This window comes from Bacillus sp. AF62, from assembly GCF_050312695.1.
In the GTDB taxonomy this organism is placed as follows: Bacteria; Bacillota; Bacilli; order Bacillales; family Bacillaceae_G; genus Bacillus_A; species Bacillus_A cereus.
Window position 1 is genome coordinate 1 of record NZ_JBNPJZ010000081.1, and the last position, 14,614, is coordinate 14,614.

Below are 14,614 nucleotides of genomic sequence, written 5' to 3' on the forward strand. Positions count from 1 at the left end.
ACTATCATTCTTCCAGGAAAACGGGTTTCTTTATGCATTCATTTTTGGATATTTATGAGTTTTGCAACACCCTCAATGTTGTTTCATTTTTATTTATTCTATACTTTGGCTACAAAAATAACTATGTAGGAAAAAAAGGAATAGAGCAAAAGAAAATACTCAAAAAACACAACCTTCACTAAAAAAGGAACCTTTTGTACAGGTTCCTTTTTATCATTGCCGCACAACAACTTCATTTGTTTGCAGTGGACCATATGATATCTCTTTATCTTGAAATGTATATGTAGCCTGAAAGAATGCTTGTTTAAGAGCTTTATCTTTATTAGCTTTTATTTTGCAACGTAGTTCCACCTTTTCATTTGGTAACAAATCATCAATTCGCCACCTTACAAGCTGGAATAAAAACTCACTTATCCCCTTATCAACTTTTAAAGAATTAGGAATATAAGCAAAGTAATCTCGAATCATATGACTTACAACAACTCTCGAAATCATTTCTACCCCTTTATTTTCCACTTGAATTCGCATAATAAGTATGTCGTTTACATCGTAGGTCAATTCATACGAAAATTGTTCTGTATACATACTACCAATTTGCAATGTAACGGCTACTTGAGGAAATTTATTTTCCTTTTTCGATCCGTCAATCCACAATACTGGTTGTAGCGGTATTGAATACTTTCCTGTATCCGAAATTCGTCCCCATATTTTCATAATATATATTCACCTCATTTCAGATGTACCATACACACAATGAATTCCCCAACTTACTAAAGCTTGCTACAAGTAATGTTTAATATTTCTCTTCCTTTTATCCTATTCGACAATATGAAGAAAAAACCATTTTTCATCTATTAACAGAAGGTGTTCTTTATGAAATTTTTTTACAATTTACTTCATTTCCTTTATAGCAATATTCGTATCGCTCACTCGTTCTCTACTCATATGAAAGAATATTTTGACGGAAGAAAAAATTTGCCTTATAGTCAAATTTGACTATAATATTCTTTATGGCATATTAGTGCACTTATGGAAAAGAAATTAAAATCAACTATACATTTAAATTTTTTATCCACTGCACTCAAAACTTAATATAGTTTACTTATTTCTAAAGGAGGGTTATATTTGGAAACTCAACCATTAAAAAAAGACACCAACAAGACAAAATTTGTTGTTGCTGGTTTGCTGCTTGGTATATTAATGGCCGCAATGGATAATACAATCGTTGCAACCGCAATGGCGACAATCGTTGGAGACCTAGGAGGCTTTGATAAGTTTGTTTGGGTCACATCAGCTTATATGGTAGCAACAATGGCAGGGATGCCTATCTTTGGGAAACTTTCTGATATGTACGGGCGGAAACGTTTTTATATTGGGGGCCTCATTCTTTTCTTATTCGGTTCTGCGCTTTGCGGAACAGCTTCAAGTATTGAGCAATTAAGTATTTATAGAGCTATTCAAGGTATCGGTGGTGGTGCCCTTATGCCTATCGCCTTTACAATTATGTATGATATCTTCCCACCAGAAAAACGCGGGAAGATGACAGGGCTATTCGGTGCTGTTTTCGGGACATCTAGTGTATTCGGTCCTTTATTAGGTGCTTATATTACAGACTATATAAGTTGGCATTGGGTCTTCTATATCAATATTCCATTAGGACTTATCTCCTTTTTCTTCATTACTAAATACTACAGTGAGTCTCTAGAATTTAGAAAACAAAAAATTGATTGGGCTGGTGCTATTACACTTGTCATAAGTATCGTTTGCTTAATGTTCGCATTAGAACTTGGTGGTAAGGAATATGCCTGGAATTCCACTGTAATTATTGGCTTATTTACAACAGTAGTTATTGCGCTTATTATTTTCTTCTTTGTAGAAAGAAAAGCAACCGAGCCTATTATTTCGTTCCATCTATTTAAAAAACCTTTATTCGCAGCTAGTCAAGGAGTTGCCTTTTTCTATGGTGCTGCTTTTATTATCTGTACAGTTTATATTCCAATCTTCATTCAAGGCGTTCTTGGAGGTTCGGCCTCTAATGCTGGATTAATTTTAACACCAATGATGGTTGGTTCTGTAATTGGAAGTCAAACAGGAGGACAATTAGCTTCTCGAACAAGCTATCGTAACATTATGATGGTATCTGGTGTCTTCTTCGTTCTTGGTATTTATTCATTAAGTACTTTAACAATGGACACACCTCGTTTACTCGTAACACTATTTATGATTCTCGCTGGGCTTGGTGTTGGTTTCTCATTCTCAGTATTAAGTATGTCTTCTATTCACAAGTTAGAAATGCGAGACCGCGGTTCGGCGACATCAACAAACTCATTCTTCCGATCACTCGGTATGACTCTTGGTGTAACGATTTTCGGTACAATTCAAAATCATATTTTTACAGATAAACTAAACTCTGTGTTCCCCCCTGAACTAGCAAAATTAGCTCCAAAAGGCGGAGACACAAGTTTCTTATTATCACCAGGCGCTACCGCAAAAATTCCTGTTGAAATATTAGCGGGTATTAAAGAAGCTCTCGCTACATCTATTGCGAACACATTCTTCTGGGCACTCATCCCGGCTGTACTAAGTGTTATTTGTATTTTACTAATGGGAAATGAACGCCTCTTTACAGGCCCTAAAAAGAAAGAAAAACAAAAGCAAGTCAGTTAATATAAAAAAGAAGCGGCATATCCCTTTATGAAAAAGGATATGCCGTTTATAATATGTATAAAGTTTTTATATACAGGAGTTGAGACAGCATGAGCATGAAATTAGTCATTCTCGGCTTGCTACTCGAAGGAGATAAACATCCATATGAAGTGCAGCATATTATGAAAGAACGACAAATGGATTGTTATATTAAATATGCTAAAGGATCACTTTATTACGCTTTCGAGCAATTAGAAAAGCAAGGCGCAATTCACATTACAAATGTAATTAGAGACACAAACCGACCTGACAAAACGATTTTTCATATAACAGAAGAAGGCAAAAAACTATTCCACACTTTACTATTAAAACAATTCGAAGCAAAAAACCAAATATATAAACCTATTTATTCAGCCCTATCTTTCGCTCACTTTAGCAATGATCACGAATTAGTTCCTATTTTAGAAAAAAAGAAAAACGATACTCTTCAATATTTACATACTATGCAAACGATATATGATTGTAATAAAGGAAAGGTTCCACGTGCACAACTATATATTTTGCAAAGTGTAATTGAGCATATTACAGTTGAATTACAATGGCTAAACACCCTCCTTAAAGATGCTATAGCAGGCCGACTTTCAGAAGTTGCTATAGATGAAAATTGAGCTATGAAAGAAGACATCCCTACTTCTTTCATAGCTCAATTTCTCTTTTTATACTGTAATATTATTAGTTACTTCAGAATAAAAAGTCAGAATAATAAGAAATAAAAACTTTGGAATTTTCTTATTTTAAAACAGTAGACAAAATTCCAAAAATTGTGTTAGAATTTGTTTCAATATCATATCGCTTGTTAAATTCCTTTCAAAAGGAAAATAGGTACACGAACATTTCGTTTCGTGTTTAAAAGGGAAGCTTGGTGAAACTCCAACACGGTCCCGCCACTGTAAATGCTGAGATTTCTTTTTGGTGCCACTGTGAAAGCGGGAAGGTGAAAGAAATTATATGAAGCATAAGTCAGGAGACCTGCCTGTTTTAACAACACTGATAGATTCACGGATGATGATGAGGTGTTAAAACAAAAAGGAAGGCTTATTTTCTATGTCTTTGCACTTTTTGTTATAGGTATTTCCTAGTAAACGGAAATGCTTACTTTCAATTAGGGAGGAATTTAAAATGGCAATTCAAACAAGTAACTTAGGTTATCCACGTATCGGACTACAACGAGAGTGGAAAAAAACATTGGAAGCTTTTTGGTCCAATAAAATTGATGAAGAACAATTTTTAACAACAATGAAAGAAATCCGCCTTCAACACGTAAAAGTACAGCAAGAAAAAGGGATTGAACTCATTCCAATTGGCGACTTTACATATTATGATCACGTTTTGGATACTGCCTATATGCTAGGATTTATCCCATCACGTTTTTCTGAGTTTACATCTTACCTTGATGTATATTTCGCAATGGCGCGTGGCTCTAAAGATCACGTAGCTTCCGAAATGACAAAATGGTTTAACACAAACTATCACTATATCGTTCCTGAATATGAAGAGGGATTACAAATCTCTTTAAAAGATAATCGTCCACTTCGCTTATACGAAGAGGCAAAACACGAATTAGGAGTAGATGGAAAGCCTGTTATTTTAGGTCCATATACTTTCTTAAAATTAGCTAAAGGCTATACACAAGAACAATTCCCTTCCATTTTAAAACAGTTAGTTGCACCTTACGTACAACTGCTTTCAGAACTACATGCAGCTGGTGCACAAGCCATTCAAGTTGATGAACCAATTTTCGCTTCTTTAACTAAAGAAGAAGTTCAACAAGCAAAAGAAATTTATGAAGCTATTCGTAAAGAAGTTCCAAATGCGACTCTTCTTTTACAAACGTATTTTGATAGCGTGGAAGAAAACTATGAAGAAATTATTACATTCCCGGTATCCGGTATTGGATTAGATTTCATTCATGGTAAAGAAGGTAATTTAAATGCTATTTCAAAATATGGATTCCCAGCTGATAAAACTTTAGCCGTCGGTTGTATAGATGGCCGTAACATTTGGAGAGCTGACCTTGATGAAGTTCTTGAGTTATTTACAACGTTACAAAAACAAGTCCAAACGAAAGATTTCATCGTTCAGCCTTCTTGTAGCTTATTGCATACACCGATCGATAAAACAGAAGAAACTCACTTATCGACTGAGCTATTTGATGCATTAGCATTTGCAAATCAAAAATTAGAAGAGTTAGTTCTTATTCATTCCGCTCTCACTCAAGGTACAGAAAGCATTAGTACTGAGCTGGAAACATATCGAAACGTACATCATACAATTCGCTCATCTGCTGCACGTAACCGAGAAGATGTCAAAGCAGCACGAACAGCACTAAAAGAAGAAGATTTTTCACGCCCTCTTCCATTTGAAAAACGATACGAATTACAACAAGTTGCCCTGGAGTTACCGCTATTACCAACAACGACTATTGGTAGCTTCCCGCAAACAACTGAAGTTCGTCAAACGCGAAAAGAATGGCGTAACGGTGTTATTTCAAATGAACAATATGAACAATTTATTGAAAAAGAGACAGAAAAATGGATTCGTTACCAAGAAGAAATTGAGCTTGATGTCCTTGTACATGGTGAATTTGAAAGAACTGACATGGTCGAATATTTTGGTGAGCGCCTTGCTGGTTTCTCATTCACTAAAAACGGTTGGGTACAATCATACGGTTCCCGCTGCGTAAAACCACCTGTTATTTATGGTGATGTAGCCTTTATTAACGGCATGACTATTAAGGAAACAGTTTATGCACAAAGCTTAACGGAGAAAGTTGTAAAAGGAATGTTAACTGGACCTGTTACGATTTTAAATTGGTCCTTCGTTCGAAATGACATTCCAAGAAAAGAAGTTTCGTATCAAATTGCACTAGCTCTTCGTCACGAAATTGAACTACTTGAATCTTCCGGAATTAGAGTAATCCAAGTCGATGAGCCAGCACTTCGTGAAGGAATGCCACTAAAAGAAAAAGATTGGGATGCTTATATTACATGGGCAGTACAATCCTTCCTTTTAGCAACTTCTTCTGTAGCAAATGAAACACAAATTCATACTCATATGTGTTACAGTAACTTCGAAGATATTGTTGACGCGATTCGCGCATTAGATGCAGATGTAATTTCTATCGAAACATCAAGAAGTCACGGAGAATTTATTGATACGTTAAAACATACAACATATGAAAAAGGCATCGGTCTAGGTGTATATGATATTCATAGCCCACGTGTACCGAGTAAAGATGAAATGTATAAAATCGTAGAACAATCTTTAGAAGTATGCGATCCTAAATATTTCTGGATTAATCCTGATTGTGGTTTAAAAACGAGAAGAACAGAAGAAGTTATTCCAGCTTTAGAACATATGGTTCAAGCAGCGAAAGATGCTCGTTCCCTTTTAAAAACAAACGCATAACAAAAATGGGTTATCCTTTTCTCAGGATAACCCATTTTTTATTCTTTACTTTCAAAGAAGAATTCGTATTGTATTTTATATAATTCATCATCCGTTGGCTCTTCAAGAGGAATTGCTTGTAAGACAACTGTATACTCACCATTTGGAATAGATATTTGAAATTTGTTTGAAAGAATACTCGTTATAACGATACTTTCATTTTCAACCGTAAAAGGAACCGTAATCGTTCTAACCACTTCTTCTTTTTCAATATGTTTCCCTGGGGTCACTTTCACTTCACAAGTATAATCAGAAAGTGCTTCAAAAATAACAGTTCCCTCTGCCTCAGCATAACCTCTTTCAAAATCTTCATCCGTCCAGTCTACATAAGGCTGCTCACCGTCATAGTTCATTAACATTAATTGCGAATAAGAAATTGTTAACTCCATAGTTCCCCTTCTCCTTCATTATGAAATGTACAAATACTACTTCACTTCAAATTTCACACGCGTACCATCTGGATATTTATCTAACTTATTCCCTACCCAAGAGCCTGCTCCCCGGTTATCCGCCGGACTTATATATTCAATATGTGCTCCTTTTCCGCCTTCCTTGCACATCGCCATTGGCCATTCATCACGATCATACCCTTTTTTTGATGGATATGGTGCTAACGACAATTTCCTTCTATCTGCAGCACCACCACGATCGATTGTACAAACTTCTGAATGCCCTTCTTTTATAGCATCCGTAATATGTTTTCCTGTCTCTGGATAACGTTCTTTCGGAAATTCTAACACTTGATCATACGTATTCGTTTTCTTTACACTTGTTTCCTCTGGCACAAGTACTTCATAAACTGCTACTAAAATAGACAGAATTGCAATAATTGAAATGATAATACCTTTTAATTGCTTCATGTATACCTCCATGTTTCTACCAGTTTCTTTTCCTCAGTTATTATAACAAACTTCTCCTGTATATGTTTTCAGACATTATTTTAGTTATTCCTTGCCATTCCGCCAAAAAATTTCATTTTTTCACTAATGCTGTAGAAAACTAATAGCCTTCCGACATTCTTTTTCAAAGGAAGTCCTCATAAAAGATTGAAATGATATATACGATACTTTTTGGGGAGGAAATATCATGGAAGCTACCTATAAAACGAAAGATGTCACGAATAAAACAGGCATCCCAAAACATATAGTCCGCAAATATAGTCAACTGTTAGAGGAACATGGTTATATGATTTCTAAAACAGCTGATGCTCGTATTTATAAACTTGATGATTTAAAACTATTGAAATCTATACATGAAAGAGCTGCCACATTACAAGAAGATATTTCAGAAACGATACCGATTATTTTAAAAGAAAAAGAGGCCCCACCTGTACCAGTTATACAAGATAAGCAAGAGATACAACCGAAAGAAAAAGAAGATGGGCGTAACTTTGAGGAGTTCATGTTGAAACTTGAAATGCTAGCTCAATTAAATGAAGCAATTATTCATCAAAATTCTACTCTAATTACACAAAATCGTTTAAAGGATGAGAAACTAGATGAATTGATGCAACAAGTGTATGTAAAAGAAGGCTCTCAAGAAAAAATGCTTCAAGAGTTAGTCGAGCACGCCGCTCAAACAGATGCATTGCAAAAAGAAAAAATGGACTTATTAATGAATCATATGTATAAACGAGAATCCAAACAAGAAGAAAAAATGAATAAACTGGTTAATCAAATTTATAACAAGGACAGTAATCGTGATGCACAGCTTATGCAAGTTATTCGAGAAATTCAAGAAACAAAAAGAATGGTCGCTGCCTCAAAAGAGCAAAGCTTCTTTCAATCATTTAAAAGTTTATTTAGCCGAGCAAAACAAGAAAAAACAAATGAATAAACAATATAAAATAAAAAGTTACCTTCCATCGGTAACTTTTATTCCTTATTTTGTACAGCTGGTAATATAATAATTGCTTCAGTGCCTTTTCCACTTTCACTCTTATATTCCAATGTACCATTATGCGCTTGTAAAATACTAAATGTTACCATAAGCCCTAATCCTGTCCCTTTTTCTTTTAAAGAATAATATGGTTGCCCCAGCCTTGCTAACTGTTCTTTCGTCATACCAACACCACTATCTTTAACTCTTATTATGATTGTTTCGTCTTTTTGAATAGCTGTTACTTTTAAATATCCTTTATTTCCTTGAATTGCTTCAATACCATTTTTAACAACATTCATAATAGCTTGCTTCAATTTTGTCTTATCACCAATCGTATAAAGACTTTCTGAAATTTCAACTTGTAAATATACACCTTGCATCGCTGCAAATGACGACATAAGAGTGGTCATTTCTATTAATTGGGCTGATAAACAAATGTGTTCTTTTTTCTCAATTTGCGGCCTTGCTAAATTCAAGTAATCTGAAATAATTTGTTCCGCCCGATCCAATTCAGCTAATACGAGACGCATATAATCCTTATTCTTCACATCTTCCGTACTTTCTAGCAATTGGATAAATCCACGAACAACAGTAAGTGGATTTCGAACTTCATGTGCCACACTTGCTGCTAACTCACTTACAATATTAAGCTTTTCTGATTTTTGCATCTCTGTACGTAGCAATGCATTTTCATTTAAATATTCAGTTAAATACACCTGAAATACCATTGTCATGACCATGATAAGCGAGGCAAATATAAATCCGCTATATATTTGCGAAATATACGGTGTAAATCCTGTTTCCAAAAGAACATTAATCATGCCTAATACTAAAGAAACAAGCACATAAAATGATGAAATCATAAATGCTAAAATTAATTTCTTATCTCTTGAAAAAAGAGACCATTTCTTTGATAAAAATAGCGGAACTATCAATAGAAATGTTACTTCTAAAACTGGAAGAAAGCTCATTCCCTTTAGTAACCATTCATATGCAACAAAAATAACCGCTGGGATTAAACCAACAATCCCACCATATAAAAAACCACTGACAATTGGAATTGGGTGAAAGTTATACCCACACACATTGCCAAAACAAATAGAGTATGTCATGGAGAGAACGAGCGTAACGCTAGATAAAAACATAATAAAGTAACGATTTGGCTTCGGAGGCATTTCTTGATAGCGATTTAAACGAATCGCTTCATATAAAAATAGTGGTAAAATTATGATGGCAATTTGAATCAACAAATCACGGATAAGCTCCATAACCTCTCATCCCCTATATGTATTTTGATATGATTATATCATTTTATAGGTTTATTTGTTTTAAAATTTTGATTTTTCTTAACATATTTGTTAATTCTTTGTTAACAACTCATAATAATTGTTACAGATTTTCGAAATGATTGTAAACCCTGTACCAAATTTCCTTCGTACAGTATACAATGAATACGGATTACAAAGAAAATGTAAAAATACTTTTTTAGACGGACAACTATAGCAAAATACAGCATATAATCCATACTATCTATGTTTACAAATAAGTGATCATTACTTTAGTAGGAGGAAGATAAATATGGCGGGTACTACGCTTGTTTTAAAAGAAGAAAATTTGGTTGTTCTAGAAAATGTTGAAAAATCAGTATATGAAGAGTTACAGCATAAAGCAGGAGATGAAGATTGCACATGTGCTGTGAACGAATCAGTTGTTCACCTTGGCAAGGTATCCTCTGTACTCTGGAATGAAGATGAAATAGATTGGGAATACGGATATTAAAAAGTCGCTTATAGCGGCTTTTTTTCTCTTTTCTCTTTTCTCTCTCTTTCTAAATTACATATACAAAGCGCAATCATAGAAAATATGATAAAATGAACTTAATTTTCAAACGGAAGAAAGGGAGATACAATGGAACAATTCATTAACCCTAGAGTGAAGGATATCCAAATTTCTGGAATCCGTCAATTCTCTAACATGATTCAAAACTATGATAATTTGATTTCTTTAACAATCGGACAACCCGATTTCCCTACACCTTCTCTCGTAAAAGAAGCGGCAAAACGGGCTATTACAGAAAACTATACAAGCTATACACATAACGCTGGTTTACTAGAATTACGTAAGGCAGCTTGTAACTTCGTAAAAGATAACTACGATTTACATTACTCACCTGAAAACGAAACCATCGTTACAATTGGTGCTAGCGAAGCGATTGATGTTGCATTCCGAACGATTTTAGAGCCAGGAACAGAAGTAATTTTACCTGCTCCTATTTATCCAGGTTACGAACCTATTATTCGATTATGCGGTGCAACGCCCATTTTTGTAGATGTTCGTGAAACTGGATTCCGTTTAACAGCTGACGCGCTAAAAAATGCTATTACAGAAAAAACAAGATGTATCGTACTACCATATCCTTCTAACCCAACTGGTGTAACTTTATCCACAGAAGAATTAAAAGATATTGTAGATGTTTTAAAAGATAAAAATATTTTCGTCCTTTCAGATGAAATTTATAGCGAGCTTGTGTATGAACAAAAGCATACATCTATCGCTCATTTCCCAGAAATGCGTGAAAAGACAATTGTCATTAACGGTTTATCTAAATCACATTCTATGACTGGCTGGCGTGTTGGACTTTTATTCGCACCAAGCTATTTAGCAGGACATATATTAAAAGTTCATCAATACAATGTAACGTGTGCTACTTCAATCGCTCAATACGCTGCGATTGAAGCATTAACAGCTGCTAAAGACGCACCCAAAATGATGCGCCACCAATATAAAAAACGCCGTGATTACGTATATAATAGACTCACTCAAATGGGATTAGCAGTTGAAAAGCCAACAGGTGCATTTTACTTATTCCCATATGTTGGTCATTTGACATCTTCATCATTTGATTTTGCACTTGATCTTGTCAAAGAAGCTGGACTAGCTGTAGTTCCTGGAACAGCATTCTCTGAATACGGTGAAGGCTACCTTCGCTTGTCCTATGCATATAGTATCGAAACTTTAAAAGAAGGCTGCGACCGATTAGAAGCCTTTCTAAAGAAAAAAGCTAAGAGTTAAACTCTTAGCTTTTTTCTGCATAATGATCACAAGTTTGACGTTTTAGTAATTTATGAGGAATAATGATACACTTTGCAGTGGATTCTGCATTCTCTACTTTATCAACTAAAGCTTTTGCTGCCTCATATCCTAGCTGATAAATATTCACATCAACTGTCGAAAGTGGAGGGCTCGCAATTTCTGATAATAAAGCATTATTAAAGCTTACAATAGAAACATCCTTCGGTACAACGAATCCTTTTTTAGAAAGAGCACTTAACACACCAAGTCCAATTAAGTCATCCGTTGCCATAATTGCCGTCGGCGGTTGCTGCAGTCCCATTAATTCCTCAACGGCTTGTTGACCACTTTCCCTCGAAAAATCAAAATGTAAAATATATTCTTTGGGTAATACAATGTCTGCTAATTTCAAGGCATCACTCATACCAGCTAAACGATCTCTCGTTACAAGTAAATCTGATCCACCACCAATGAATGCGATTTGCTTATGCCCTAATGAAATTAAATATTCTGCCACTTCTCTTGCAGCTGTATAATTGTCATTATCTACATATGTAATTTCATCTTTTCGATCATATGGTTTTCCTATTAAAACAAACGGGAAATTTTGTTCATGTAAATATTGAATAATCCGATCATTCTCCCTTGAATATAAAAGAATAATGCCACCAATTTGACGTCCCTGTACCATCTTTACGACACCATTAAAAATTTCTTCTTCCGTTTCACCTGTCGACATGTAAAGCGCATAACCTTCTACGTGTGCAAATGAACTAATCCCTCTTATAACTTCTGGGAAAAATGGATTTTGAAAAGCTTTACTTGCAGAACTTGGCATAACAAGACCAAGTGTTTTCGTCGTTTGGTTCGCAAGATTTCTCGCATTTAAATTGGGATGATACCCTAATTCACTCATCACTTTCCTAACACGGCGCTTTGTCTTTTCACTTATACTTGGATTATCAGCAATTACACGAGAAACTGTTGATGGTGCAACATTCGCTTGCTTCGCCACATCTTTAATTGTAACTGTCATAAAAATCCCCCTCCTCTCATTTCTCTGTCATTTTTCATATATTTTATCTCGCATTCATTGCAAGTCATAAACTTTCATTTCTTATATCTTGCAAAACTAATCCTATTCTCCCTCTTCATGTATTGTAAGGGATATAGCTATTTTTTCCTATACTATAATATACTATTTATTTCACTTCTTTTCACATGTGATGTCAAATCTCTTTTCATCTCCCTATAAACTTATTTATAGGGAGATGAAAAGAAAAATGGGACGTAATGTCCCATTTTTCATCCTTTTGTACCTCCAGCTGTTAAACCGGAAACAAAATATTTTTGTAGTGATAGGAATAAAATTGAAATCGGGATCGCAATTAACACTGAACCCGCTGCAAACGTTGTAAATTCATTACCGAATTTTTTCGCAACCATTTCATATAATCCAACTGCTAAAGTATAATTTTCTGGTGTTCGCAAAATAATACTCGCTAAAATGAAATCTGTAAATGGACCAATGAAAGTAAATAATGCTACAACCGCTACGATTGGCTTTGCAAGTGGCATAATGATTTGCCAGAAAATACGGAAATGCCCTGCTCCATCCATTCGAGCTGATTCATCCAACTCTTTCGGAATCGTATCAAAATACCCTTTCATAAGCCATGTATTCATCGGAATTGCTCCGCCCACATAAATTAAAATTAATGCAAGGTGTGTATCAAGTAATCCTGTTAACTGAGCTAATATATATAGTGCGATTAACGCTGCAAAATTCGGGATCATTTGCAGAATTAAAAATGTTAATAAACCATTCTTTCTTCCAACAAAACGATATCTCGAAAATGCATAAGCAGTAAAACTAATGGCTAGTACAGAGAAAATCATCGTCATTACGCTAACTTTCAAAGTATTTTTATACCAAAGTAAGTAATTACTTGAATCGAGATCAAGTAGCTTGCGATAATGATCTAATGTGGCGTTTTTTGGAATAATACTTGACCCAGATAAACTATCACCTGGATTAAACGATGAGCCAATTATCCATAGTAATGGATAGAAAACAATCGCACACATTATGAAGATAACTAAATAACTTAATGAAAGACGTAGCATCTTTTGTCGTTTAATATTCATTTACATCATATCCTCTTCTTGGAATGATTTTGTTCTCTTAAATTGCCATAACGCAACTGTAATAACGATTAACGATAAAATCATTGTAAGAGCTGCTGCTTTGCCGTATTGAGCCGAAGTCATCGTTAACTTATAGATCCATGAAATTAAAATATCCGTTCCACCTGCATTTTGTCCAGACACAGCAGGTCCCCCGTTATTAAATAGATAAATAATACTAAAATTATTAAAGTTAAACGTATATTGCGTAATTAATATTGGCGCTGTTGCATATAACACAAGTGGCAATGTAATTTTGCGGAACTGTTGCCAAGCAGTTGCTCCGTCTACTGTAGCCGCTTCATATAATTCTCCTGGAATCGATTGCAGTATACCTGTTGTCATCGCAAAGACGAACGGGAAACCAAGCCACGTTTGAATCATAATTAAAGCAATCTTTGACCAAAACGGGTCTGTCATCCAAGCAATCTTTTCAATCCCGAATAAAGCTAATACTTGGTTATTAATTGCTCCAAATGTTTCATTAAACATACCAGCAAATACAAGAATAGATACGAATGCTGGAACAGCCCACGGTAAAATAAAGATTGTTCGAATAATTGCCTTACCCTTAATACCAGGCTGATTTACGATAATCGCTAAAAAAATACCAAGTGCAACTTGTAATGTTGTTGCAACGAATGTCCAAATGACAGTCCAAGAAAATACACTTAAAAATGTATCTCTCCACATCGGTAATGTGAAAATATCAATAAAGTTTTTAAAGCCCACCCAATCTACTAATTTAGCTGGAGGAGAATGATATAAATCATAGTTTGTAAATCCAATTAAAATTACGAAGATGATTGGAAATACGACAACAAAGATAAGTAGTAGAAAACCTGGTGAAACCATTAAATAAGGAAAGCCTTGATCTAACAAATTACGGTATTGCTCTTTTACAGAATTTAACGGTGTTCCAATATCACGTTTCTTCCCATTTTGATATGCATCATATAAGTTAAATGCATATATGCCAAGCCCAAAAGCGATAACGATAAGTGCCAAGATCCCTTCTACTAATAGAAAGACGGAATGGTCACGTGGAACTTCTGTACCGAGCGTTACAATGCCCCATAATCCCATATTTAATAAATCAGCAAAGGCTACAATAAATGAACCTGTTAATACTAGAAAAATAAGACCTTTTACAAATTGTTTATTATACATTTGGCCCACGCCTGGAATGATTGATAACATGGTTGCCACTTTCCTATGCTTTGAATCATTTAACCCCTTTGCAGGTTCCATAGATGTTTGCATGTTCCTTCCCCCCTTTTTTCTTCCTACATGGAAGGGAGAGAATTCGTGCCCCTCATAT

Annotated in this window: 13 protein-coding genes, 1 pseudogene and 1 riboswitch; of the genes and pseudogenes, 7 read left to right on the forward strand and 7 right to left on the reverse strand. The window is 34.9% G+C overall.

Going from position 1 to position 14,614, the window contains the following annotated elements:
- Positions 1-71 precede the first annotated feature (71 nt).
- Positions 72-182: pseudogene (locus ACQRBL_RS19880) on the forward strand (phage holin); the annotation flags it as partial.
- Between the two features lie 31 nt (positions 183-213).
- Here ACQRBL_RS19880 and ACQRBL_RS19885 read toward each other — a convergent pair.
- Positions 214-714 (reverse strand): hypothetical protein, encoded by a 501-nt coding sequence (locus ACQRBL_RS19885; protein ID WP_023522936.1) that lies wholly within the window; start codon positions 712-714, stop codon positions 214-216.
- A 411-nt stretch (positions 715-1,125) separates the two neighbouring features.
- Here ACQRBL_RS19885 and ACQRBL_RS19890 point away from each other — a divergent pair, with 411 nt between their 5' ends.
- The 3 genes from ACQRBL_RS19890 to metE all read left to right on the forward strand — a co-directional run bounded on the left by ACQRBL_RS19890 (position 1,126) and on the right by metE (position 6,114).
- The gene (locus ACQRBL_RS19890) at positions 1,126-2,667 is read left to right on the forward strand and encodes an MDR family MFS transporter (RefSeq protein ID WP_023522937.1); all 1,542 of its coding nucleotides are present in this window, start codon (positions 1,126-1,128) and stop codon (positions 2,665-2,667) included.
- Positions 2,668-2,756: 89 nt separating this feature from the next.
- Positions 2,757-3,314 carry a PadR family transcriptional regulator gene (locus tag ACQRBL_RS19895; RefSeq protein ID WP_000062063.1) on the forward strand — a complete coding sequence of 186 codons (558 nt, stop codon included), beginning with the start codon at positions 2,757-2,759 and terminating at the stop codon, positions 3,312-3,314.
- Positions 3,315-3,509: 195 nt separating this feature from the next.
- Positions 3,510-3,697, forward strand: a riboswitch (cobalamin riboswitch).
- 128 nt (positions 3,698-3,825) lie between these two features.
- Positions 3,826-6,114, forward strand: coding sequence for a 5-methyltetrahydropteroyltriglutamate--homocysteine S-methyltransferase (gene metE, locus ACQRBL_RS19900; protein ID WP_411996571.1), 2,289 nt, complete (start codon positions 3,826-3,828; stop codon positions 6,112-6,114).
- Positions 6,115-6,152: 38 nt separating this feature from the next.
- Here the strand turns inward: metE and ACQRBL_RS19905 are convergent, their stop codons facing one another.
- Together ACQRBL_RS19905 and nucA are read right to left on the reverse strand one after the other, a co-directional pair.
- A complete protein-coding gene (locus ACQRBL_RS19905; protein WP_000424024.1) occupies positions 6,153-6,542 on the reverse strand; it encodes a competence protein ComJ in 390 nt (129 codons plus the stop codon).
- 36 nt (positions 6,543-6,578) lie between these two features.
- On the reverse strand, positions 6,579-7,013 hold the full coding sequence (gene nucA / locus ACQRBL_RS19910; protein WP_000811494.1) for a DNA-entry nuclease: 435 nt from the start codon (positions 7,011-7,013) through the stop codon (positions 6,579-6,581).
- A gap of 226 nt (positions 7,014-7,239) precedes the next feature.
- Here nucA and ACQRBL_RS19915 point away from each other — a divergent pair, with 226 nt between their 5' ends.
- Positions 7,240-7,989 carry a DUF3967 domain-containing protein gene (locus ACQRBL_RS19915; protein WP_098685942.1) on the forward strand — a complete coding sequence of 250 codons (750 nt, stop codon included), beginning with the start codon at positions 7,240-7,242 and terminating at the stop codon, positions 7,987-7,989.
- Between the two features lie 38 nt (positions 7,990-8,027).
- On the opposite strand, the gene kinB is transcribed toward ACQRBL_RS19915, so the two are convergent.
- On the reverse strand, positions 8,028-9,302 hold the full coding sequence (gene kinB, locus ACQRBL_RS19920) for a sporulation sensor histidine kinase KinB (RefSeq protein ID WP_000420372.1): 1,275 nt from the start codon (positions 9,300-9,302) through the stop codon (positions 8,028-8,030).
- A gap of 310 nt (positions 9,303-9,612) precedes the next feature.
- Here kinB and ACQRBL_RS19925 point away from each other — a divergent pair, with 310 nt between their 5' ends.
- Both ACQRBL_RS19925 and ACQRBL_RS19930 read left to right on the forward strand, forming a co-directional pair.
- On the forward strand, positions 9,613-9,813 hold the full coding sequence (locus tag ACQRBL_RS19925) for a hypothetical protein (protein ID WP_000929276.1): 201 nt from the start codon (positions 9,613-9,615) through the stop codon (positions 9,811-9,813).
- Positions 9,814-9,942: 129 nt separating this feature from the next.
- On the forward strand, positions 9,943-11,106 hold the full coding sequence (locus tag ACQRBL_RS19930; protein ID WP_023522939.1) for an aminotransferase A: 1,164 nt from the start codon (positions 9,943-9,945) through the stop codon (positions 11,104-11,106).
- A 4-nt stretch (positions 11,107-11,110) separates the two neighbouring features.
- Here ACQRBL_RS19930 and malR read toward each other — a convergent pair whose 3' ends face one another.
- From malR to malC, 3 genes are all read right to left on the reverse strand, one after another.
- Positions 11,111-12,142, reverse strand: a complete 1,032-nt coding sequence (gene malR / locus ACQRBL_RS19935; protein ID WP_016512354.1) for a maltose operon transcriptional repressor MalR — start codon at positions 12,140-12,142, stop codon at positions 11,111-11,113.
- A 269-nt stretch (positions 12,143-12,411) separates the two neighbouring features.
- Complete coding sequence (malD, locus tag ACQRBL_RS19940) at positions 12,412-13,254, reverse strand: maltosaccharide ABC transporter permease MalD (RefSeq protein WP_001022603.1); 843 nt, start codon at positions 13,252-13,254, stop codon at positions 12,412-12,414.
- A complete protein-coding gene (gene malC / locus ACQRBL_RS19945; RefSeq protein WP_001194982.1) occupies positions 13,255-14,556 on the reverse strand; it encodes a maltosaccharide ABC transporter permease MalC in 1,302 nt (433 codons plus the stop codon). It abuts the gene before it with no gap.
- Between the last annotated feature and the right edge of the window lie 58 nt (positions 14,557-14,614).

Coding starts and splice junctions, on each gene's coding strand:
- ACQRBL_RS19885 (WP_023522936.1), bottom strand. CDS start 714: ATGAAAATATGGGGACGAATTTCGGATACAGGAAAGTATTCAATACCG.
- ACQRBL_RS19895 (WP_000062063.1), top strand. CDS start 2,757: ATGAGCATGAAATTAGTCATTCTCGGCTTGCTACTCGAAGGAGATAAA.
- metE (WP_411996571.1), top strand. CDS start 3,826: ATGGCAATTCAAACAAGTAACTTAGGTTATCCACGTATCGGACTACAA.
- ACQRBL_RS19905 (WP_000424024.1), bottom strand. CDS start 6,542: ATGGAGTTAACAATTTCTTATTCGCAATTAATGTTAATGAACTATGAC.
- nucA (WP_000811494.1), bottom strand. CDS start 7,013: ATGAAGCAATTAAAAGGTATTATCATTTCAATTATTGCAATTCTGTCT.
- ACQRBL_RS19915 (WP_098685942.1), top strand. CDS start 7,240: ATGGAAGCTACCTATAAAACGAAAGATGTCACGAATAAAACAGGCATC.
- kinB (WP_000420372.1), bottom strand. CDS start 9,302: ATGGAGCTTATCCGTGATTTGTTGATTCAAATTGCCATCATAATTTTA.
- ACQRBL_RS19925 (WP_000929276.1), top strand. CDS start 9,613: ATGGCGGGTACTACGCTTGTTTTAAAAGAAGAAAATTTGGTTGTTCTA.
- ACQRBL_RS19930 (WP_023522939.1), top strand. CDS start 9,943: ATGGAACAATTCATTAACCCTAGAGTGAAGGATATCCAAATTTCTGGA.
- malR (WP_016512354.1), bottom strand. CDS start 12,142: ATGACAGTTACAATTAAAGATGTGGCGAAGCAAGCGAATGTTGCACCA.
- malD (WP_001022603.1), bottom strand. CDS start 13,254: ATGAATATTAAACGACAAAAGATGCTACGTCTTTCATTAAGTTATTTA.
- malC (WP_001194982.1), bottom strand. CDS start 14,556: ATGCAAACATCTATGGAACCTGCAAAGGGGTTAAATGATTCAAAGCAT.